The sequence below is a fragment of the Bacillus sp. AR13-1 genome (genome assembly GCF_008042285.1).
Lineage (GTDB): Bacteria > Bacillota > Bacilli > Bacillales > Bacillaceae_G > Bacillus_A > Bacillus_A mycoides.
Genome location: NZ_QNUA01000020.1, coordinates 45,457 through 67,345, shown reverse-complemented (window position 1 = coordinate 67,345; position 21,889 = coordinate 45,457). Strand labels below are relative to the sequence as shown.

Annotated in this window: 19 protein-coding genes, 2 pseudogenes, 1 riboswitch and 2 other annotated features; of the genes and pseudogenes, 6 read left to right on the top strand and 15 right to left on the bottom strand. The window is 34.0% G+C overall.

Going from position 1 to position 21,889, the window contains the following annotated elements; genetic code table 11:
- Nucleotides 1-28: 28 nt before the first annotated feature.
- Entirely contained in the window at nucleotides 29-1,342 is a 1,314-nt protein-coding gene (locus DN408_RS16355; protein WP_002168422.1) for a hemolysin family protein, read from the bottom strand.
- A 473-nt stretch (nucleotides 1,343-1,815) separates the two neighbouring features.
- On the opposite strand from DN408_RS16355, the pseudogene DN408_RS32045 reads away from it, so the two are divergent.
- Nucleotides 1,816-1,917 (top strand): annotated as a pseudogene (locus DN408_RS32045) (ArsR/SmtB family transcription factor); the annotation flags it as partial.
- Between the two features lie 11 nt (nucleotides 1,918-1,928).
- Here the strand turns inward: DN408_RS32045 and DN408_RS32040 are convergent.
- Nucleotides 1,929-2,627, bottom strand: a complete 699-nt coding sequence (locus tag DN408_RS32040) for a DUF7003 family protein (protein ID WP_233154295.1) — start codon at nucleotides 2,625-2,627, stop codon at nucleotides 1,929-1,931.
- A gap of 365 nt (nucleotides 2,628-2,992) precedes the next feature.
- Nucleotides 2,993-3,166 (bottom strand): annotated as a pseudogene (locus DN408_RS16340) (SAM-dependent methyltransferase); the annotation flags it as partial.
- Between the two features lie 141 nt (nucleotides 3,167-3,307).
- On the opposite strand from DN408_RS16340, the gene DN408_RS16335 reads away from it, so the two are divergent.
- Together DN408_RS16335 and DN408_RS16330 are read left to right on the top strand one after the other, a co-directional pair.
- Entirely contained in the window at nucleotides 3,308-4,045 is a 738-nt protein-coding gene (locus DN408_RS16335; RefSeq protein WP_002168426.1) for a ZIP family metal transporter, read from the top strand.
- Between the two features lie 81 nt (nucleotides 4,046-4,126).
- Nucleotides 4,127-5,827 (top strand): pyruvate oxidase, encoded by a 1,701-nt coding sequence (locus DN408_RS16330; RefSeq protein ID WP_002168427.1) that lies wholly within the window; start codon nucleotides 4,127-4,129, stop codon nucleotides 5,825-5,827.
- Nucleotides 5,828-5,872: 45 nt separating this feature from the next.
- Here DN408_RS16330 and DN408_RS16325 read toward each other — a convergent pair whose 3' ends face one another.
- From DN408_RS16325 to DN408_RS16305, 5 genes are all read right to left on the bottom strand, one after another.
- Nucleotides 5,873-6,874, bottom strand: a complete 1,002-nt coding sequence (locus tag DN408_RS16325) for an ABC transporter permease (protein WP_002168428.1) — start codon at nucleotides 6,872-6,874, stop codon at nucleotides 5,873-5,875.
- A gap of 1 nt (nucleotide 6,875) precedes the next feature.
- Nucleotides 6,876-7,742 carry an ABC transporter permease subunit gene (locus DN408_RS16320; RefSeq protein ID WP_002185902.1) on the bottom strand — a complete coding sequence of 289 codons (867 nt, stop codon included), beginning with the start codon at nucleotides 7,740-7,742 and terminating at the stop codon, nucleotides 6,876-6,878.
- Nucleotides 7,743-7,966: 224 nt separating this feature from the next.
- Nucleotides 7,967-8,998 (bottom strand): alpha/beta fold hydrolase, encoded by a 1,032-nt coding sequence (locus DN408_RS16315; RefSeq protein WP_078178807.1) that lies wholly within the window; start codon nucleotides 8,996-8,998, stop codon nucleotides 7,967-7,969.
- 269 nt (nucleotides 8,999-9,267) lie between these two features.
- Nucleotides 9,268-11,151, bottom strand: coding sequence for an ABC transporter permease (locus DN408_RS16310; protein ID WP_078178806.1), 1,884 nt, complete (start codon nucleotides 11,149-11,151; stop codon nucleotides 9,268-9,270).
- A gap of 13 nt (nucleotides 11,152-11,164) precedes the next feature.
- Nucleotides 11,165-11,932, bottom strand: coding sequence for an ABC transporter ATP-binding protein (locus DN408_RS16305; RefSeq protein ID WP_002127303.1), 768 nt, complete (start codon nucleotides 11,930-11,932; stop codon nucleotides 11,165-11,167).
- A 389-nt stretch (nucleotides 11,933-12,321) separates the two neighbouring features.
- Between DN408_RS16305 and DN408_RS16300 the strand changes: the two genes are divergently transcribed.
- Both DN408_RS16300 and DN408_RS16295 read left to right on the top strand, forming a co-directional pair.
- Nucleotides 12,322-12,804, top strand: coding sequence for a DUF2975 domain-containing protein (locus DN408_RS16300; RefSeq protein WP_002127302.1), 483 nt, complete (start codon nucleotides 12,322-12,324; stop codon nucleotides 12,802-12,804).
- 10 nt (nucleotides 12,805-12,814) lie between these two features.
- A complete protein-coding gene (locus DN408_RS16295; protein ID WP_002127301.1) occupies nucleotides 12,815-13,033 on the top strand; it encodes a helix-turn-helix domain-containing protein in 219 nt (72 codons plus the stop codon).
- Nucleotides 13,034-13,198: 165 nt separating this feature from the next.
- Here the strand turns inward: DN408_RS16295 and thrS are convergent, their stop codons facing one another.
- From thrS to DN408_RS16265, 6 genes are all read right to left on the bottom strand, one after another.
- Nucleotides 13,199-15,118 carry a threonine--tRNA ligase gene (gene thrS, locus DN408_RS16290; RefSeq protein ID WP_078179266.1) on the bottom strand — a complete coding sequence of 640 codons (1,920 nt, stop codon included), beginning with the start codon at nucleotides 15,116-15,118 and terminating at the stop codon, nucleotides 13,199-13,201.
- Between the two features lie 44 nt (nucleotides 15,119-15,162).
- Nucleotides 15,163-15,385: a binding site (T-box leader), on the bottom strand.
- Nucleotides 15,386-15,422: 37 nt separating this feature from the next.
- Nucleotides 15,423-15,646 (bottom strand) — a binding site (T-box leader).
- A 121-nt stretch (nucleotides 15,647-15,767) separates the two neighbouring features.
- On the bottom strand, nucleotides 15,768-16,475 hold the full coding sequence (locus DN408_RS16285; RefSeq protein WP_002085707.1) for a pseudouridine synthase: 708 nt from the start codon (nucleotides 16,473-16,475) through the stop codon (nucleotides 15,768-15,770).
- Between the two features lie 443 nt (nucleotides 16,476-16,918).
- Entirely contained in the window at nucleotides 16,919-17,284 is a 366-nt protein-coding gene (locus tag DN408_RS16280) for a VOC family protein (protein WP_002031902.1), read from the bottom strand.
- Nucleotides 17,285-17,383: 99 nt separating this feature from the next.
- Nucleotides 17,384-18,013: a YdbC family protein gene (locus tag DN408_RS16275; RefSeq protein ID WP_002085712.1), complete on the bottom strand. Its 630-nt coding sequence runs from the start codon at nucleotides 18,011-18,013 to the stop codon at nucleotides 17,384-17,386.
- Nucleotides 18,014-18,037: 24 nt separating this feature from the next.
- Nucleotides 18,038-18,295, bottom strand: a complete 258-nt coding sequence (locus DN408_RS16270; protein ID WP_078178853.1) for a PhzF family phenazine biosynthesis protein — start codon at nucleotides 18,293-18,295, stop codon at nucleotides 18,038-18,040.
- A gap of 151 nt (nucleotides 18,296-18,446) precedes the next feature.
- A complete protein-coding gene (locus tag DN408_RS16265; protein ID WP_002168437.1) occupies nucleotides 18,447-19,265 on the bottom strand; it encodes a hypothetical protein in 819 nt (272 codons plus the stop codon).
- Nucleotides 19,266-19,700: 435 nt separating this feature from the next.
- Nucleotides 19,701-19,820, top strand: a riboswitch (glycine riboswitch).
- Nucleotides 19,821-19,927: 107 nt separating this feature from the next.
- On the opposite strand from DN408_RS16265, the gene DN408_RS16260 reads away from it, so the two are divergent.
- On the top strand, nucleotides 19,928-21,295 hold the full coding sequence (locus DN408_RS16260) for an alanine/glycine:cation symporter family protein (RefSeq protein WP_002012784.1): 1,368 nt from the start codon (nucleotides 19,928-19,930) through the stop codon (nucleotides 21,293-21,295).
- 49 nt (nucleotides 21,296-21,344) lie between these two features.
- Here DN408_RS16260 and DN408_RS16255 read toward each other — a convergent pair whose 3' ends face one another.
- Nucleotides 21,345-21,875, bottom strand: coding sequence for a DinB family protein (locus DN408_RS16255; RefSeq protein ID WP_002085719.1), 531 nt, complete (start codon nucleotides 21,873-21,875; stop codon nucleotides 21,345-21,347).
- Between the last annotated feature and the right edge of the window lie 14 nt (nucleotides 21,876-21,889).

The following is a 21,889-nucleotide window of genomic DNA, read 5'->3' as shown; positions in this document are numbered from 1 at the left end:
TTCTTGCCAAAAAGGATAAAAGCAGCAACTATACAGTTGCTGCTTCCAACATTTCTTTTTGTATTTCAACACGTTTGATTTGGTGAGGGTCTTTAGAAAGAATTTTAAATGCATATCCTTCGCTATTCACTGTTTGCCCTTCCTGGATATCATAATTCTGCATCAGAATCCAACCACCAATCGTGTCAACATCACTATCATTCATATGTAATCCTAGTAAATCATTTAATTCGCTAATTAATACTTTACCTTCTACGACAACATGACCTTCATTCATTTGCTGGATGGGCGGACGCTCATCTTCATCATATTCATCACGGATTTCTCCTACAATCTCTTCCAGAATATCCTCAATTGTTACAATACCAGCCGTACCGCCGTATTCATCATATAACACAGCCAACGGAATACGTTTCTTTTGCATTTGTAGTAAAAGATTATGTATTGGTATGGTCTCAATTACTTCAATTACTGGACGCGTATACGATTGAATAGAATTGAATTCTTTTGTTTCCTTATTCATATAACGAATAAAGAAGTCTTTCACATTCACCATGCCAATGATTTCATCTTTATCTTCCCCAAATACTGGGTAACGTGTATACTTTTCATCACGGATTATTTTCATATGGTCTGCTAAAGAATTATCTACATGTAGCCCTATAATTTCTGTACGGGGGACCATTATTTCTTTCGCAATACGATTATCAAATTCAAAAATATTATTTACATATTTGTATTCAGCTTGATTAATTTCTCCACGTTCATAACTTTCAGAAAGAATCAATCGTAATTCTTCTTCTGTATGTGCTACATCATGCTCTGATGCAGGTTTTAAGCCGAACATTCCTGTTATCATCCTTGCAGAGCCATTTAACAAGCGAATAAACGGATACATGATTTTGTAGAACCAGATAAGCGGAGCCGAAAGTAATAACGTAACCTTCTCAGCCTTTTGAATCGCGAATGTTTTTGGTGCTAATTCACCAACTACAACATGTAAGTACGTCATAATAGTAAAAGCAATTCCTAAAGATAATACACCTGCAATGGAAGGATTGATGTTCCACTTATCAAATAAAGGATGTAAAAGTCTCTCAATCGTTGGTTCACCTAGTGCCCCGAGTCCCATTGCTGTAACTGTAATCCCTAATTGACAAGCTGACAAATACTCATCCAAGTTTGATGTCACTTTCTTCGCTGCCAGCGCACCCTTCTTTCCTTCTAGTACAAATTGATCAATCTTTGATCCTCTTACTTTTACAATAGCAAACTCAATTGCTACGAAAAATGCAGTACATGCGATTAAAACCACTACCATGATTAAATTAAATATGTCCAACTAATTCCCTTAGCTTCCTTGAAACTAAAGGATTCACCTCCTGATATATTTTCTCTTTCCAGACCTACTTCATACACATTGACATGAGATTGTATAAAATCTACATTCTCAAAATGATGAGGGGTACTCTGAGAAAATCGAGGTCATTTAGCCACCTATCCGAGTCAACATCTGAGTCCAATACATTTCCACCGCCTTGATTAAATTATCTATATGTTAGCATGAGAAATAAATCCCAGTCAACGTTTACATTTTGTATACCCTGAAATTCAAACAAAAAGCTTCTCTTTCCTGTTACATAAAACCTCTTAATGTGTGCATCAAACACTATAACATTTCCTTCGCTTCCACTAACTATATTATTTTTTTGTTCGTTATTTACATTCCTTCTCACATTAAAAATAAAGCGAAGAAACATTTATCTATCTTTTTTAAAAATATTTTGACACACATATTAGTAATAACTAATACGATTGTTCAACTCAAATGATTTAGATGTGAAAGCGAAGTTCATACATGGCTTTTCCGATAAAATAATGTTACAAATGCTTCAATGTATCATAGGTGGGGAAAAACAGTTTCTTATTTAAATGTCATTCTCTTCTTGTTTTTCAAAATCACTCCATGTCCAATTGGTCCAATCATTATTTACTTTCCCTACAGTTATCAAATTCACATTATTTAATTCAATCGCTTTAGCTAAACTTTGAAAGAATATGCTCTCACTCGGTTTTTGATCATCACTTATATCAGGATGTTCCCATTCTTCTGTTTGATAAAATTGATTTGGTTTAAATTCTGCATTGGTTTCATCTAATATGTCCGAGGGATTTACCCAGAATTTCTCCTTATATTTAGAAGTTAAAAAACGAATAAGTTTGGTAGGATGAAATGAATCAGTTTCAATTCCTAAACGCTTATACTCTTCTACAGTTGGTGTTAAAGTGATACGTTCTCCTTTCAAAAGTAACTCCATATGAAAAGGATCTACAAGAAAATGCTCTTCATCATCGTACCAATATTCTTCATTTACAAGCGTTAAGATTTCATCGAAACATGAAAAGAATCCTTGCTGTCTCATGCTATTACTATACACATAGAAGTTATTCGATATCTCAAGGTTTGCATCAACGCCCACAACCTCAAATACTATGAGCCACTTGTCTTCCTCTCGAAAAACAGATATTCTGGATTGTGCTAAGTCAAAATTATAGTTATCAAGTACTGGAAAATCAAACTCCTCCGCGTACCTATCTAGTGTTTCAAGTATTTTTTCTGCTTTCATAACATTACTCTCCATAAAGTTAGTATAGTAAATTTTTATTACATTCGTTTTTCTTTATTTAACTCATAAACATTATCTAAATACCAGGACATTTTTTTATGTCTCTCTAAACTGGCAACCATCCAGTTTTATTTATTTGTATATTATATAAAACTCTAATGGCTCAGTAAACAACATTTGATTATGACCTTATCCTTCATTTTCTTTATAATTGTATTTTCACAGTCCCCACCATAGCACTCCACTGCAGCTCCTCTTATTCTTCCTTACAATTAAAACAAAGACACATAGTCTATTGTTAATGTGAAATACAGTTTGATCATTTTTTCTAATAACTTACTATATAACAATCGGACGCATTTCTATATAAACGCGTCCGTGACTCTCCCTGTTCCACATGCAATATCTAAAATCCATTCATTTTGTATATTTAATTTTTGCGCCCATGATAGTAAAAACGGAAAATCTGAAAAACTTTTATTTTCTATATCATATCGTTTTGGATTTTCATATTCAGATAAGTTCCATTTTGTTTGCACTTACATTCCCCATTTCATTTTAATATATAATTTATAATGAATTTACAATTTTTTCTCTATAATTAGTCATAATAATTTGGACTAATCTCCCTCCCCTATTAGTAAGCTGAAAACAAGGGGATAGAATTGGAGTGTGATGATATGGAACGTTTATGGATTCCTATAATCGTTACGTTTTTTTCGTTCGGTGGATTACTATTAGGAGGTGCTGTTGGAGTAGCAACACGCCAACTAATTGAAGAAAAGATGCATCGCTTATACGCATTATGTGGTGGGATTTTGCTTGGACTTTTATCACTTGAAATTATTCCTGAAACATTTTCAAGCTATGAAATAATTGGGCCTATGCTCGGTATAGCTATCGGTATTTTAGTTATGAGCTTATTAGATAACTATTGTCATCATCCGATTATACATAAGAAAGATCAACAAGCATGGCAAACCTTCCTTTTTCTTTCTTTTGCTATATTCATTCATAATATGCCGAGTGGGTTTGCGTTAGGTACAGCGTTTATAAATCATAATGACTCTGCCATTCCTTTCTTACTTGCGATTGTCATTCACCATATTCCAGAAGGATTAGCTTTAATTATTCCATTTCTTTTTACAAAACATAAATATATTTCATTTTTATTAACAACTTTATTACTTTCTCTCATCCTAGGGACCGGTACTGTTTTTGGCATTTTGATGGACGGGAAAGCTCTCCATTTACAAGGACTTATTATGGGAAGCGCAATTGGTTCTCTTGGCTATGTCACAATTCACGAAATGCTTTGGAAAGCAAAGAAACAGCTCTCTTTCCTTACATTTCTCATGTGGGCAACTAGTGGTTTTTTACTAATAACAGTGTTTACTTTATTCGCTGGTCATCATTAAAGCGAAAAAATTTATTATTTGTATATTTTTCCTTTTTCTCCAAAACATAATGTTATCTACCTATTATAAGGAGGAACGATTATGTTTGGAAAAACAGCCGGTGAAGCATTAGTGGATCTTTTAATTGACTGGGGTGTAGAACACATATATGGTATGCCTGGAGATTCCATTAATTCTATTATTGAAGCTTTAAGAAAAAAACAAGATAAAATTAAATTTATTCAAGTTCGCCATGAAGAAGCTGGTGCGTTAGCAGCGGCAGCCTATGCGAAATTAACAGGAAAACTTGGTGTTTGTATGGCTATTGCAGGACCTGGAGCGATTCATTTATTAAATGGTTTATACGATGCAAAACTCGATCAAGCTCCTGTACTAGCAATTTCAGGACAAGTAGAAAGCGATTTACTCGGAACGGATTTTTTCCAAGAAGTAAACTTAGAAAGAATGTTTGATGACGTTGCGGTTTATAACCAACGAATAATGTCAGCTGAACAGTTACCTGCTGTAGTGAATCAAGCGATTCGAATGGCATATACAAAAAAAGGTGTCTCTGTTCTTACAATTCCAGATGATGTTCCAAAATTTGAAGTGAAAAATGGTGCGCGCATTACAAACTCTTCCTTTACATTACCAGAAATATTTCCGCAAGAAGAAGATTTAGCTGTAGCGAAACTCGCACTTAATGAAGCGAAAAAACCTGTTATTTTAGCCGGGAAAGGAGCTAAACATGCGAGAGAGTCTTTACTTGCATTTGCAGAACATATCGGTGCTCCAATCGTACTTACATTACCAGCTAAAGGGATTGTTCCTGATGAACACCCTCTTTGTATCGGTGGATTAGGATTAATCGGGACGAAACCTTCTTATGAAGCAATGAAGCATGCCGATACTTTAATTATGGTTGGTACTTCTTATCCGTTCACTGGTTTCTTACCCGAAAAAGCAAAAACACTTCATATTGATACAGACCCCGCACAAATTGGGAAACGTTATACGACAGATATCGGCTTAGCTGGTGATGCTGATAAAACATTAAAATGGTTAATTGAAAATGTAGAAAAACACGAGGACCATTCCTTCTTAGAGCATCATCAAGAAATGATGAAAAAGTGGGAAGAAAAATTACACAATCAAGAAGAAGATTCTTCGACTCCAATTAAACCACAGCGAGTTATGCACGCTCTGCAACAAGTAGCAGAAGATGACGCAATTCTTTCGGTCGATGTTGGAAATGTAACAGTATGGACAGCAAGGCACTTCCGCATGACAAACCAGCAATTTATCATTTCTAGTTGGCTTGCAACACTTGGCTGCGGTTTACCTGGTGCACTCGCTGGACAAATTGCTTTCCCGGATAAACAAGTGTTTGCAGTTTGTGGTGACGGCGGATTCGGAATGACAATGAATGACTTCGTAACAGCTGTTAAATATAAACTGCCAATCGTTGTCGTTGTATTAAACAATAATAAAATTGCTATGATTAAATTTGAACAAGAAGTTATGGGAAATATTGAATTTGGTACAGACTTAACGAATCCTGATTTCGCAAAATATGCTGAGGCGTGCGGTGGTATTGGATACCGTGTAGAACAGTTAGATGACTTACTTCCCGCCTTTGAAAATGCAGTAAAACAAAGTAAACCATGCATTATTGATGTAGTTGTAGATGTAAATGAAGCACCAATGCCAGCAAAAATCACATTTGGTCAAGCAGCCGGTTATACGAAACATATGATAAAAGAATTATTTGAAGAAGGTAAGATTGATTTACCACCACTTTAAAGAAAAAAAGATAGCTGAAAACAATTTGTCTTCAGCTATCTTTTTTTATTTTTGCACCTCACTATGAAATGAAAAATCATTCATGGTAGGCTGTATTTGTTTCTCTACTTTCACTTCTTCCTTCTTCCGATTCGCTCTTCTAACATTCCCTAGCTTAATCGCATCTTGCATACTATTACTAACTAGATTTCCCGCTAAAATTGTCATGCTATAAAAAGCAATTGGTATAAGTACAATCCATGTATGTGTGGTTAAATGACGGAAGTTTTGACCAATTAGGCCAGTCCATTCTTTTGTTACACTATCTGCTTCTGTACCAAAAATTATTGTTCCGCCAAAAAATAATTCTAACAAACCAAGATGCAAGAGGAGTAATAAAGTACTTACAAATTGCTGGGCTACTAATAAAAGAAATGATGGTAGCATATGCGGCCATACATGGCGTTTCAACCTCTGCCACTTACTCCCGCCGAGCACAGTGGCCGCCAACATAAATTCTTCATTCTTAATACGTTTTACTTCTTGCGCTACATACAACATAACAGTTGGTACAGCAAGGCACGCAAGAACTATAATTTGAAACGCAACCCGTAAATGAAACGGAGCAGCAGCCTCTCCACTTTCAAACGTTAAAACTGCATTTAACATAAAATAGGAAATCATAATCATTGGTACAATACTAAACGGATCAAAAAAAGATGAGATAACTGGAAATGAGCGTTTACTGTACATACCAAGTAATAAACCAATAGCTCCTCCAATTACTACACGTAAAACTGCGATAACGATACTTGCACCAACTGTCCATTTCGCTCCTTCTATTATTAACTGGAACAGGTCACGGCCTTTCTCATCAGTTCCGAACCAAAATTTACTCGACGGTGAAAACGGAGCAGCCTCTAATTCTCCTTTTTCGTTATACATCATCGTTAGTTCACGAATATTCCCATCGAAAAACAGCGTATTTCCAATACTAACAATCATTAGTACACTCAAAAAAGTAACACCTAGCCAAAATCTCACATCTCTTTTTACAACTTGCCACATGTTACACACGCTCCTTTATAACATTTTGTAAAAGCGTATGTAATAAACGAAATAGTATAAAAAGCGGTACGTATAATAAAACTAAACTCACTGTAAATATTTCTAATTTCGAATTTTCTTTCACGAAAACGAACATACCGTACGTATTAAACAGCCATTCAATAATATATAAGTTTGATAACATAAATAAAATATTCGTTTTTGCGTAATAGACTGTTGTTAACAAGACATTTCTTGAAATATGGTGCATCAAAATATGTCTTAAACTTAGCCCTTTACTCTTAGCAAATATACTATAATCTTTCTCTAATTCTTCTCTGAAACGTAATAGTAGTAACTTAATAAATAATAATGTTGTAGGTAAAGTAAGGCATATTATTGGTAACAGGCGAGCCCTTTCCTCTCCAAGTCCTGCAAATTTCACTGGCATAAAACCTGTCTTTTGAAAGATTATTACTACTAGAAGTTGAGATAATAAAATTAATAAAATGTCCGGAATACTTTCAAGTGCGACGAAAATCCCATTCCACATACGTTGCTTTGATTGAGAGCGCTGTAATACCCACACAACGATAAGATACGCAATGAGTAAAGATAGTATAAATGCCGAAATAAATACAAACATTGTTTCTACATAATGAATCCATATTTGTGGAAATAACTTTCTTGAATTCCGAAATCCATACGTAATTTCACCTGGTTGAAGTAACTTCTCTCCAAGAAACACAACTGTGTTCCAAAAACCGATTAAATCAATTTGTAATCCCTTAAATAAACGCGGTAGTGCCCCTAAAAATAGAATACAAATAAGCGCCGCAAATAATTGTAAACATGTAACCCCACACCACTTACCAATTCGAATGAACATAACTATTACCCCTTCTGTTTAAATGAATATTCAGAAATTAAAACTATGTATAGTACCTATACCTTTTAATAAAATAACTCCTCTCTCGACAAAACATATCGATTCTCGTCATTTCTCTGAAGTTGTATTATATCTTTCGACTATTATCCAACATTTTCCTTCTCGCTCGATTATATACTATAAAAAAGCACTTATTTTTAAAATAAGTGCTTTTTTATTTAATTTCATTTTACGAATGTATCACACAACCACTCATAAAACTTTTCCTTCTCTTCAAATTGAGGGTAATGTGCTGAGTTTTCAAAAGCTATAAATTCTTTTTGATTCGCCTCAATTCTATCAAAATACTGTTTTGCTGCATGAAATGAAGTATTATAGTCATATTTACCCATAAGAAAATAAAGCGGTAGATTCAGCTTAGTTACTTTAGTAGATAATGGATTCCTTAAATCTTTTTCTAATAAGACAGTTTGAGAATGTGATAATCCAACGTTATAACGAATTACGTCTAACAAGTTATATTCATTACTAAATAGCATCCTCATGTTATCACCATCTGGATTTTCAATGAGTCTTGATGTTCCACCATATTTCGCAACATAATTTCGCGGAGTGTATGTATCGCCATTTTTAATTTTTTCGGTTAACCCTTTTAAATAGAAAACCTCATCTGTATTCCCCGCATTTTGTGCCTGTTCAATAACATAGTTTAAGCTATCCATTTCACTTTCTACTGTATCACTCATCTGCCCTATTCCAACATATGCATCATATTTTTCAGGGGCTTTATTGGCAGCTTGCATTCCAATATATGTACCGTAAGAATGACCAACCAATATTACTTTTTCTTTGCCAAGACGTTTTGAAATATAATCTGTCATAGCTAATAAATCTTCTACAAGTAGGTCTGATGATAGATTCGAATAGTCTTCAAAGAAATGATACGATTTCCCGCTTGCCCTTTGATCGTAATTAACAACTGTGAATTTCTCTTCCAATAAGTCTTGATATTTTTGAGCATATGGTATTTCTGAAGAACCTGGTCCACCATGAATAAAGAGAATAACTGGGTTCTTCTTATCTTTTCCGCGTATCATAATTTCATGACCACTTCCATTTATCTCTACTTGCTCTAATGTACTTATACTGTTTTTCCCTTTTATTTGCGAGGTCCATGTAGGAAATACTAAAGCCATAATTATTAATAGTATAATAGTGACTGCAATACGTTTTACTAATTTTTTTATCTTCTTCATAAGACGTTTCCTTTCTTATAAATTTGTAAAAATAACAATTTAGTTCTGTAAAACTACCTCAAAAAAATATGAATGTACAATAATTGCACTTTCCAATTTCATCTCAATCTTTTTTACATTCTTAATATCCCATACACTTCTTAACTTTCCGCTATATAAACCCTTAATATTTTCTTAATTTTCAATACATTAATCATAGGAAGGCTTGGTCACAATGTATTACAAATAAAAAGAGTCCTTGTTTTCAAAACAAGGACTCTTTTCTTAAACTATTTTGCTACTTCCTCTTTCGGCATTACCATACCTTTATAAAGTTGGACAGTAATCCAATAATAAATGAAATAAATTACTATGAAGATTCCTATTGGCATCCACACTTTTACAAACGGGTCAACTAATATAAAGCTGAATAAGTTAAGCCCTACTAACACGTGGGAAATTCCAATAATTGCTGGGAATATAAATAAATATGAGATTTCTTTATATATACTTTTTGTTAACATACTACGTCTCACACCGATTTTTCGTAGCATTTCATAACGGCGTACATCACGAGAAGCGCCTGTTAATATTTTGAACATAAGAGAACTCGCCATCATTGCTAAAAACGCAATTCCAAGGAAAAACCCCATAAACATTGTTCCGCTCATGAAACTGTTCATGAACTGATAAATTGTCATTTTCGTATATAGTTCTACTTTTGCGCCTGTTGTTTTTTCAATTAATTCTTTTTGTCTCTTATCTATATCGAGCAACAATGGTTTATATTTTTTCATATCATCTACTTTTGCTAATGTTACAGTATGTTCTGTTCCTTGAATTCCTTTGTAATGCTCTTCATCTGCAATTCTTACCGGTTTTCCGTTAAACTGATTATGTGTAATTTGTATCTCTCTTACAACCGCATCTTCCCAATCTTTTGGCATACGAGGAAGCTTATTCGCTACTTCAGGAGCTTCCAAAGCAGAATAGACAGGTTCAGTTAAAGGTGTAGCCACACGTTTACGAGCAGGTTCTTTTAAAGTCTTTGTATCAAAATGATCTGAAATAAGTGGTGGTTTTTCAGTTAAGTCGTTACGTAAATAATAAACCGCTTCTCCATCTACTTTATACTTATACTTGCTTTCTTCAACAATTTCCATTTCTTTTAATGCCGCTTTATCTTGCTCATTTGGATCATGAATTACGACATCATATACACGTGAGAAGTCTGTCATAATGCCTACATTCTTTTGAAACGCCATACCTGCTGTCATTGCACCTGCACCTAATGCAATTAACATCGCTACAGTGCCTAGTACCCTCGATAAACTAGTTACTCGAAAACGTAACTGTGCATAAGTAAAACTATTTAATCCCGTTTCATTTCGTTTTTTATTCCCCTTAATTTTCATTACAAAAAGTGGGAGCAACGAGCTAAAAATGAAATACGTTCCTACTGTCGTAACAATTGTCGCTATTATAAATCCTAGTTCAGCAAACATTTTTATATTCACCATAAAATAGTATCCTGTACTTACTAGCAATACACCTAGTACTGTCATAATAACAGTGCGAGTCTTACTTTTCTTCACCTCATCTTGCGTTTCATCTTCACGTATTAACTCTAATTCTGTTTTACGTAATAATCGGAAACTATTCATTAAACCAGTAATGAAAAATAATATTAAGAAGAAAATAGATGTAACTAATATAGCTGGTGTGTACACAGATGCGTAATTACCTTTTGCTGAAATTTCCATTCCATTCATTAAAAAATTTCCTGCTACACTAGCAAGTACTATTCCTACTAAAATACCGATAATAATACTGACAATCCCCATACCAAAAGTCTCAATAAATAATAATTGCGCTACTTTTTTCTTTTTCGCTCCAAGCATCATGTACATACCGAGTTCTTTTCTTCTTAATGTAAGTAAAAAAGAATTGGCATATATGATATAAAAAACTGTAATGAAAGAAAGCAATATTGCACCAACCCAGAAGACGAGCCTAATACTACTAATAAGACTATTATCTTTTGTAAATTCACTATTCATCGCCATCGTTTGGAACATGTAAAAAATACTAATACTAATGACTAGACCAATAAGTAAAACCATATAATCCTTTAACATTTTTTTCATACTATGACGTGATAATTTGAATAACATAGTCTCGCCCCCCTTACTTCGACTCAGTTGCTGAGCCCATTTGGGCAAGCACACCTAAAATATCTTGATAGAAATTTTCTCGTGTTCCTTGACGTTTTAACTCTTTATAAAGAAGTCCATCCTGTATAAATAAAATACGTTCACAATAGCTCGCACTAAATGCATCGTGTGTTACCATCAAAATACTTACATTGTGATTTTCATGTAAATCTTGCATCGCTTCTAATAAACTTTTTGCATTTTTACTATCAAGTGCTCCTGTCGGTTCATCTGCTAATACGATTGCCGGATTATGTACTAAAGCTCGTGCTGCCGCTGTTCTTTGTTTTTGTCCACCAGAAACAGCAGTCGGATATTTTGTTAAAATTTCAGTAATCCCTAATTTCGTCGCAACCCCATTTACTTTTCCAGTAATCTCACTTGACGGTACGCCTTGCAGGGAAAGTGGTAAAGCGATATTTTCATAAATTGATAAATTTTCTAGTAGATTAAAGTCTTGAAAAATAAATCCTAGTTTTTGAGAACGAAAATCTGATAATGCATTCCCCTTCATAGAAGTAATATTTGTGCCAGCTATTGTTACACTACCACCTGTCGCTTGATCAAGTGTACTAATCACATTTAATAATGTCGTTTTACCAGATCCAGAAGGACCCATAATCCCTACAAACTCTCCTTCTTTAATACTTAATGAAACACCCCTTAATGCTTTTGACTGATTCTCATTTCTTTTCCCATACGTTTTTTCTACACTTTCTACAGTAACTACATTTGTTGACATCTCTTTCACTCCATCCCTTTTGTATAGTATAAATTTCCCATATATTTCTTATATTTTTCTCATAAAAATTCTTAAGAATTTTTAAATTTTCCAAATGCAGATTGAGATACATAAGAAATACAAACGATTTCTCTGCTTAATATTCTCACTTTTCTAAAATCCTTTCATTCGATTTCCCTTACATTTACCTTACATTTTTGTAAGGTTAAAAAAAACAAACCACTTCATAAGAGCATTTCTTTGGAATGAGAAATGCTTTTTATTGTTATCAAAATTTAAAAGATATTTCAATAAAAATAATAACGCAATAAAAAACAATATATTTTTATTGCAAAACGATAAATCGCATGATAAAATCATGTTGTTATTACATAAGTGAGGTGCTTTTTATGAAACAAGTTACGACACTCTTTTTAAAGCTAGCTATTATTTTTATAGGATTCCCAGTTCTTGCATTGTGCATATTTTTGGTGCCTAAGATTGGGAATTTCGCTGGAGAATTGTATCCAGATATTGCTTATATGAAATCTCTCGTTTTAATCGATATGTACGCGGCAGCGATACCTTTTTACTTTGCTCTGTATCAAGCTTTTAAACTTTTAAGCTATATTGATAAGAACCAAGCGTTCTCGGAATTATCGGTAAAGGCTTTAAAGAATATAAAATACTGTGCCATCACGATCAGTACCTTGTACTTGCTAGGTATGCCACTCTACTATCTCATGGCGAAAAAAATTGATCCTCCAAGTTTCATACCAATCGGATTGACCATCATTTTCGCCTCTATGGTGATTGCCGTTTTTGCTGCTGTTCTCCAAAGGCTTTTACAAGAAGCTATTAATATAAAATCAGAAAATGATTTAACGGTCTGAGGTGGAGAATATGACAATTATTATTAATATTGATGTGATGTTAGCAAAACGAAAAATGAGCGTAACGGAGCTTTCGGAGAGGGTTGGGATTACGATGGCGAATCTTTCCATTCTGAAAAATGGGAAAGCAAAAGCGGTTCGTTTTTCAACATTGGAAGCGATATGTAAGACTTTAGATTGTCAACCAGGTGATATTTTGGAGTACAAAAGCGACGAATACACTCAATAAAAACAAATAACAACTTTCTTCAACCAATGGGATTAGATTGTGAAATTAAGATGAAGGGATAGCAATTAAGCTATCCCTTCTCTGCGTTTATTATTGTTATTTAATATACCTTTAATTACTTTAACTTCAGTATTACATATTAATGGTGTGTTTTATTATCAATCTCTATTTCCTATTTTTAATTTCCTCTTTCATACTTTCCACAAACGCATCTAGTTCAACAACTTCTGACTTCTCTTCACCATATTTCCGTACATTTACAGCTTCGCTTTCCATTTCCTTATCCCCAATAACAAGAACATACGGAACTTTTTGCATTTGCGCTTCTCTAATTTTATATCCTAACTTTTCATCTCGTATATCTCGTTCGACACGAATTCCGGCTTGTGCTAATTTATCTGCAATCCTATTTACATATTGTTCATGCACTGCATTTGAAACTGGAATTACTTTCACTTGAACTGGTGCCACCCATGCTGGGAACGCGCCTCCAAAGTGCTCAATTAATATTGCTAAAAAACGGTCTAAAGATCCTAAAACTGCTCGGTGAATGACAACTGGTCTTCTTTTTTCATTATTTTCATCTATATAATTTAAATCAAATTTTTCTGGCATTTGGAAATCAAGTTGGACTGTTCCGCACTGATGACTTCTATTTAAAGCATCTTTAATATGGAAATCAATTTTCGGACCGTAGAATGCACCGTCACCTTCATTTAATCTATATTTATAATTTAATGACTGTAATACATTTTCTAATGCCAATTCTGCTTGCTCCCATAATTTATCATCACCCATTGAATCTTCTGGACGAGTAGAAAGCTCTACTTCATACTCGAAACCAAAAGTTTTATACACATAGTCAATTTGCGCCAACACTGATTTGATTTCATCTTCAATTTGTTCTGGTGTTACAAATAAATGAGCATCATCTTGGCAGAAAGTACGAACTCTTAATAATCCGTTTAAAGCGCCACTAAATTCATGTCGATGCACTTGACCGAACTCACACATACGAATCGGTAATTCACGATAAGAATGTAATTTATTTTTAAACATAAGCATATGGCCTGGGCAATTCATCGGTTTTAACGCAAAACTTTTATGATCTACTTCTGAGAAATACATATTGTCTTTGTAATGTCCCCAGTGTCCTGACTTCTCCCATAATTCTTGATTCATCATAAATGGAGTACGCACTTCTTGATAATTGTACTCATTTTGAATTTCTCTTAAAAATGCTTCTAATTCATTGCGAATAATCTGTCCTTTTGGCAAGTAAAAAGGCATTCCCGGAGCCTCTTCCGAAAACATAAACAATTCAAGTTCACTACCTAATTTCCGATGATTTCTCTTTGCGGCCTCCTCAACAAAATGTAAATACTCTTCTAATTTTTGTTGAGAAGAGAAAGCAACACCATATATACGCTGAAGCACTTGATTGTTACTATCACCTCGCCAATATGCACCAGAAACATGAGTTAATTGAAATGCTTTCAAATAACCAGTAGATGGCAAATGTGGTCCTCTACATAAATCTACAAATTCACCTTGTTTATACAGTGTTACACTTTCTCCATTAGGAATTGCTTCTAAAAGCTCTAATTTCAAACTATCATTCATTTCTTGAAACAATTCTTTTGCTTCTTCTCGAGAAACCTCAACTCGCTCTATCTTTACATTTTCATTTATAATATTTTTCATTTCTTTTTCTATTTTCGGTAAATCTTCTACGTTTACACTACTTTGAAGATCCATGTCATAATAAAATCCATTTTCAATGACTGGCCCTACACCAAGGTTTACATCACCATAAATTCTTTTTACAGCTTGCGCTAATATATGTGCCGCAGAGTGTCTTGCAATTTTTACCCCTTCATCTGAATCCATAGTAATGATTTCAACTTTCGCACTTTCTTCAATGTTTCGTCGTAAATCAAAAGACTGATCATTAACTTTTCCTGCGACTGCTTTCTTTTTCAAGCTACTACTAATTGCCCCAGCAATTTCTTCTAAAGTAATGCCTTTCACAAATTCTTTAACGCTACCATCTGGAAATTTAATTTCGATCATCTGTTCTTTCATTTTTCATCTCTCCATTTCATAATAAAAAGCACACTCATCCCTAAAATAGGGACGAGTGTGCTTTTACCCGTGGTTCCACCCAGATTCCCATCGCAAATATACAATGGCTTCTTTTACGGTAACGTCGTTTACACGGCACTAGATACTTGATTTCCCCAGTGCAGCTCTAAGGTGGTAAGTTATTTTACTGCGTTAGGAAGTTCTCAGCTTTTCTTCCTTCTCTGTATAACCGTTTAAAATAACTCGTGTCCTTTTCTTCGCTTATTATGAAATAAAATATAAAAAAGCATATTCATCCCTAGTAAATAGGGACGAATATGCTTATATTCGTGGTTCCACCCAGATTCCCATCACAAAAAACATAATGGCTTCTTTTGCGATAACGTCGCTTACACGGCACTAGATACTTGATTTCCCCAGTGCAGCTCTAAGGTGGTAAGTTATTTTACTGCGTTAGGAAGTTCTCAGCTTTCCTTCCTTCTCTGTATAACCGTTTAAAATAACTCGTGTCCTTTTCTTTGCTTTTGTAACAAATACATTTATTGTTATTTAATATATCCTATTCATTTTATTTTTACAAGTGTTAAAAATATATCTTTTATTCAAAAAAAAGAAACCAAAAACATTTTTTGGTCTCCCCTTCTCTTTTTTACCAATCTTGTGGTTCGTAATTTAAGTCTGAAAATAGGCGTTTTTTCTCTTTTTTCGATAAATCTCTCCACTGTCCGACTGGTAAATTATTCAACTCAATATTCATAATTCTCGTACGTTTTAACGTGTATACTTGATAACCCAAAGCTTCACACATACGGCGAATTTGACGATTTAGCCCCTGTGTTAAAATAATTTGGAACTCATATTTTGATAACTGTGTTACTTCACAAGGAAGTGTTTTTGTATCTAAAATTTTAACACCTGCTGCCATTTTCTCTAAAAACTCCGGTGTAATCGGCTTATCTACTGAAACGATATATTCTTTCTCATGTTTGTTTTCAGCACGTAAAATCTCATTAACGATATCGCCATCATTCGTTAACAAAATTAAACCATCTGAGTCTTTATCGAGACGTCCGATGTGATTAATTCGTAAAGGATGATTCACTAAATCGATAATATTACCTTTTACGGCTTTTTCACTTGTACATGTAATACCTACTGGTTTATTTAAAGCGATATACACATGGTCTCGAGCAATACGAAGTTGCTCTCCATTTACTCGTACGTCATCACCTGGATTTACTTGGTCACCAATTTTTGCAACCTTACCGTTAATAATTACTTTTCTCTCGTTAATTAACTTATCTGCTCCACGTCGAGACGCTTTTCCAGCTTCACTAATAAATTTATTGATACGCAAGTTAGGCACATCCTTTTCATAAAAAATTTCAAGCTCACACTGCTTCTACCGTACAATACAAAAGGGTAAGCCTCCTATTATAACTTAAATATATTAACATGAAAGGGTATATGACGTCTTCACTTAATTACATGTTTACACGAAAATAATTGGTCCTCTTTTCCTTTTCACCTCAAACTGTTTAGCAGTCAATAGATTAACCCTTGAATATAACATCATTTATTTACTTTTTTCATAGATAATATACCGATATAAGTTTGATTAATCATGCCTAAATAACTCACAATATGTGAAAAATAAAAAAGAACCCTTTTGAAAATAATCAAAATGGATCCTTCTTCAACTAAACGAATACTAGTTTTTATACAAAAGTGTTCAATAATTATAATCTTTGATAGAAAACATCGTTCAACAAACAAAATAATCTCGAACTCCCCTAATTTTTACGCTTCACTATTTTCTTCACATACTCCAAAAAGAAGCCCTTGATTATCTATACAATAAGCAAAGTAACCCATATTAGGAATAGCAGTTTTAGGTACAACTACTTGTCCACCATTTTCAATAACTTTATTTATGTACTCATCAACTGAAGGTACTTCAATCGAATTAGTTGTCCTAGTAGCACCATCAGGTGATTTCATTAATCCACCATCGATACCAGGTCTATCACTCTCACCTGTAATTATGAACCAATAGTCATGTGGCCCAGGCATTTTTTCAAACTTCCATCCAAAACTATTTGTATAAAATTGAATAGCTTCTTCAGGGTTTGGGACTTGCAATTCAAATCTTAAAACTCTACTCATTTAAATATCTCCCCTCTTATTCTTGTACAAAGTAATTATACAAGAACTAATGTTCTGTATCGAATTTTTCGAAACTAGCTACTTTAATAAGTTCTAACTTTATTTAGAAGCGGCAACAGACCATTCTTCCTCCCGAATAACTCTCTTCCCATTTATATTTTCAACATACTCATTTACATTTGCTAACTGATATAACTCTGGGAAAATTTCTTTCATATAGAGTTCATGTGCTATTTCATCTTGCCAATACGTTAATACTATGTAACGATTTTCAGTCTTTAAAGACTTCCCAACAACTCCACCTAACATTCCTTTTGCATTTTCCATTCCTTTATTCCAAATTGTTTCTTGCGTATGTAAAAAATACTTTTCTTTTCCTTCTTTCACATCGCAAATTGCAACTCTTACAAATGATCCTTGTGCAGTTACGTCTTTCAAAGGAGTTTCTGTTATATCATACAACGTTTGAAACATTTCAATATTACAGGAAATATATGTGCCTTCTTGATTACTATTTAAAAAAATTGTATCATGAGCATCATTCATGAATGATTGATATGCATTTCTATCTTCCCATAAAGTATATACACACGCTTCCCCTTCATTCCACCCACCAAATTGTCCATAGAATCCGTCTAAATACTGTAAATCACGCCATTTTTCTTGCGCATCAGAAAACAATTCCCTTTTCTCTTCTTCCACCTTGCAAAATATTGTTTTTAATAGCATTTCTAATCCCCCTTATGATACGGTTCATTTCCCACTTGCAATACTTTCTATTTTTCCACCAACGCAAACATTAATTTTACTCTCAATCACCTCTGCTTCTATATGTATTAGAGAATGGCGATTTATCTCATCCCCTTGTCCAACATGCATATTTATCTTTTTCGTTCCAAGATAACGATATTTTATAAGATACGCCGCTAAACATCCATTTGAGCTTCCTGTTGCCACATCCTCTGTGATTCCATAATAATCTGCAAAATCACGGACATTAAGATCATTGATTTCCCAACTAGAAAATCCCTAATTTTCCATAAATAACGCAAGTTGATTACCTGAATACTTGCCTTGCGAGAATACATCCACAATGTAAAAATCCCAATATCTCTCTTCTATTCTTCAACACAATCTGTTTACATAATGAAATTATAGTTTATTAAATTTGTATATTTTTCAAAGAATCCTCTGCTTTTTCTATCAACCAATCACCAAACGTATCTAAAAATGATAAGATTTCTTCTATATCTTTTATCGGTTCAATTACATATTGTAGTGCTTTCCTCATATTTTTTTCTTGTTCGGGAAAATGCTTACTAAATAACTCATATGCTGGATATAAGTCCCTGGAATACAGCCCTTCTCTATCAATTGTTAATGCTAGACCTGCCCTGACTACAATCTTCATGATCCAACGACAACAATCCTCTATATCATCCACGTCCTTATTATGAATTAACTCTTCGTGTGTTTGTTCAATTTGTTTCCGCAAATGAATGAGATGTTCATACGCTATCTCCTGACTTACTTTATATTTAGGTAAATATAATTTTACGTCTTCACCTAATATACATACACTATGTGTCTGAATCATAAATCCTATAAAAGAAAAATCCTCTGAGTTTATTACTTCTTTTTCACTATAAAAACTTAATTCCACTCCTGATATACAATTAAACTGCTGTGTAATTTGGACTTCTAGCTCCTTGCTCCAGCTTAAGTCAATTACTTGAGGATTCTTTCGAACTAATATAATCATATCTACATCTGCAACCCCTTCTATCCCAATCCCTCTTGGAATAGAACCCCTTATATAAACACTGTGCAAATCATCCCGCAAAAATTGACAACAAGTATCCTTTATTTCTTGTATTACCTCCAAAAACACAGGCTGAATTTTATTAAAATGTGCATCGTTTATAATAAATCCTTCATCATCCACAGGACAAAAACGCCCTATTTTTTTTATTCTTGGCAATTTATCAACTCATTTCCCTATAAAATATTGGTTTATTCCACACATACAACAATTATAATTCAAATAATTCAGAATTGAAAATTTGAAAGTAAGACATAAATAATCCTACATTGTTACGTCCTATCTCTTTTATCACCATTCATTTTTCGAATATATAATAAGTAATCTCTCCTGAGATCATAAAATAGAAGATAAATTAGGAATACCAAAAAAATAAGTTTATTTACTATTTCAAAATAAAAAATGATTGCATTTCACTAATTGTATATCTATAATGTTTTTATTGATTCTATACAGAATCAATGCGTTTAAGTTTTTAATTTTATAATTCGGATGAACCATTCAGGAGAAGGTCTATTGATCTACCGACGGGGCAAAAAGTTGCTGAACCAACTTTGAAACTCTCAGGTCTTGTTTACAAGTAGAACTGCATGGGGACGAATCTCTGGAGAGACTCCCTCTCGCTTAATATAGCGCGGAGGAAAACGAGCACCGAAGGAGCAAATCCGCTAATCTAGCGGATAATCTCTCAGGTAAAAGGACAGAGACAAGCGAAAGAAAATGCCGATTTGTATCGGTTTATTTTTCTATCCCTTGTTTCTCCAGAGACCATTTCATTTCCTTGAAGTGGTTTTTATTTTTTCTAAAAAAGGAGAATACAGATGGAGACAGTAAGTAAAGTATTAGAACAAATTAATCAGTATGTGTGGGGGTTACCAACTTTGTTGCTACTTGTTGGAACTGGTATCATTCTCACAGTGCGCTTAAAAGGTTTACAATTTAGTAAACTAATATACGCTCACAAACTAGCTTTTAAAAAATCAGAGGATACATCATCTTCTGGAGATATTAGTCACTTCCAAGCACTGATGACAGCTATGGCTGCAACGATTGGTATGGGAAATATAGCAGGTGTCGCAACTGCTGTGACAATCGGTGGACCCGGCGCAATCTTTTGGATGTGGATTACTGCTTTATTTGGAATGGCAACAAAGTATGCCGAAGCAATCCTTGCGGTGAAATACCGTGTTAGTAATGAAAATGGTGAATACTCCGGTGGACCAATGTATTATTTAGAACGTGGTTTAGGGAAAAAATGGCTGGCTGTTTTATTCGCTATATTCGGCACAGCTGCTTCTTTCGGTATCGGTAATATGGTTCAATCTAATTCGGTTGCAGAGGCAATGCGAATCAATTTTTCTTTCCCTCCTGCATTAACTGGTATACTCATGTCATTCTTAATCGCTATCGTTATTTTGGGCGGTGTAAAAAAGATTGGTAGAGTTACTGGATATATCGTTCCTATTAAAGCATTCTTTTATATAATCGCTGGCCTTATTATTATTTTCTATCACTTTGATCAAATTCCAGAAGCATTTTCACTTATTTTTTCTGGTGCATTTCAAGGTACTGCAGCTGCTGGTGGTTTTATCGGAGCAACAGTTGCATCTGCAATTCAAATAGGAATGGCACGTGGTGTATTTGCTAACGAGGCTGGTTTAGGAAGTGCTCCTATTGCTGCGGCTGCTGCCAAAACAGATTCACCTGCAAAACAAGCTTTAGTTTCTATGACTGGTACTTTTCTAGATACATTTATTGTATGTACAATTACGGGGCTAGTATTAATTACTACAGGCGCATGGAAATCAGGTAAAACTGGTGTTGAAGCTACAACATTAGCATTCCAATCCGTATTCGGTACTGCTGGTAGTATGATTCTCGGTATCGCCATTATATTATTCGCCTACTCTACTATTTTAGGTTGGTCGTATTACGGAGAGAAGTGTGTAGCTTATTTATTTGGACAAGGTGCTGTACGATATTATAAAGCAATCTTTATCGTTATGATTGCAATAGGTGCTAATTTAAAGCTAGGTGTCGTATGGACATTTGCCGATATTGCAAATGGACTTATGGCGATTCCAAACTTAATTGGTCTAATCGGATTAAGTGGTATTGTTGTCGCTGAAACGAATCGCTTTTTACAAGCAGAGAAATTGAAAGAAAGTCATAAAAAACAGGCAAGTTAATCACTAAAACAAGGAATGGCTCATTTATAATAAGCCATTCCTTTTTTCTCTATTTCAATTCCTTTCCCTCCTGAACCATATGTAAATAAAGTACAAAATCCATCATTGTAGATGAATAACCAAGTTGACGGATCATTGCTGTTATATTCCCTCTATGATATGTACCATGATTTACGACGTGTTGCACTAACTCTAAAATGGAAGTGTCTAATGCACCTGCATATGGGTTCTCAATAACAAATACAGTATTTACGTCTTGTATTCTACTTAAAAATTCTTTATATTGATTTGCCATGTTTTCAAACATTTTTTCTAATTCATGTAACGATTTAGTTTCGATTTGTTTTCGTAATTTTTCTCGGTCTTGTATTACTTCACTCATACTTTTACCATGCAATATGTGTAACCACACTTGATCTGTAATATAAATATGTACAAAAGTATCCTTAATTGATGGGAATACACTCTGTATCTGTTCATTAAAAATTGTCTCATAGTTTGGTAACTCTTTTAGTCGGTTGAATAATCGTGTATTAGCCCAAGCATGGTAATCAAACTGTTTTAACATGTAATCTTTCAATCTAAATCTCCTCC

What these genes read in the sequence shown, in the direction of transcription:
- DN408_RS32040 (WP_233154295.1), bottom strand. Translation starts at nt 2,627, where the DNA reads ATGAAAGCAGAAAAAATACTTGAAACACTAGATAGGTACGCGGAGGAG.
- DN408_RS16335 (WP_002168426.1), top strand. Translation starts at nt 3,308, where the DNA reads ATGGAACGTTTATGGATTCCTATAATCGTTACGTTTTTTTCGTTCGGT.
- DN408_RS16330 (WP_002168427.1), top strand. Translation starts at nt 4,127, where the DNA reads ATGTTTGGAAAAACAGCCGGTGAAGCATTAGTGGATCTTTTAATTGAC.
- DN408_RS16325 (WP_002168428.1), bottom strand. Translation starts at nt 6,874, where the DNA reads ATGTGGCAAGTTGTAAAAAGAGATGTGAGATTTTGGCTAGGTGTTACT.
- DN408_RS16320 (WP_002185902.1), bottom strand. Translation starts at nt 7,742, where the DNA reads ATGTTCATTCGAATTGGTAAGTGGTGTGGGGTTACATGTTTACAATTA.
- DN408_RS16315 (WP_078178807.1), bottom strand. Translation starts at nt 8,998, where the DNA reads ATGAAGAAGATAAAAAAATTAGTAAAACGTATTGCAGTCACTATTATA.
- DN408_RS16310 (WP_078178806.1), bottom strand. Translation starts at nt 11,151, where the DNA reads ATGTTATTCAAATTATCACGTCATAGTATGAAAAAAATGTTAAAGGAT.
- DN408_RS16305 (WP_002127303.1), bottom strand. Translation starts at nt 11,932, where the DNA reads ATGTCAACAAATGTAGTTACTGTAGAAAGTGTAGAAAAAACGTATGGG.
- DN408_RS16300 (WP_002127302.1), top strand. Translation starts at nt 12,322, where the DNA reads ATGAAACAAGTTACGACACTCTTTTTAAAGCTAGCTATTATTTTTATA.
- DN408_RS16295 (WP_002127301.1), top strand. Translation starts at nt 12,815, where the DNA reads ATGACAATTATTATTAATATTGATGTGATGTTAGCAAAACGAAAAATG.
- thrS (WP_078179266.1), bottom strand. Translation starts at nt 15,118, where the DNA reads ATGAAAGAACAGATGATCGAAATTAAATTTCCAGATGGTAGCGTTAAA.
- DN408_RS16280 (WP_002031902.1), bottom strand. Translation starts at nt 17,284, where the DNA reads ATGAGTAGAGTTTTAAGATTTGAATTGCAAGTCCCAAACCCTGAAGAA.
- DN408_RS16275 (WP_002085712.1), bottom strand. Translation starts at nt 18,013, where the DNA reads ATGCTATTAAAAACAATATTTTGCAAGGTGGAAGAAGAGAAAAGGGAA.
- DN408_RS16260 (WP_002012784.1), top strand. Translation starts at nt 19,928, where the DNA reads ATGGAGACAGTAAGTAAAGTATTAGAACAAATTAATCAGTATGTGTGG.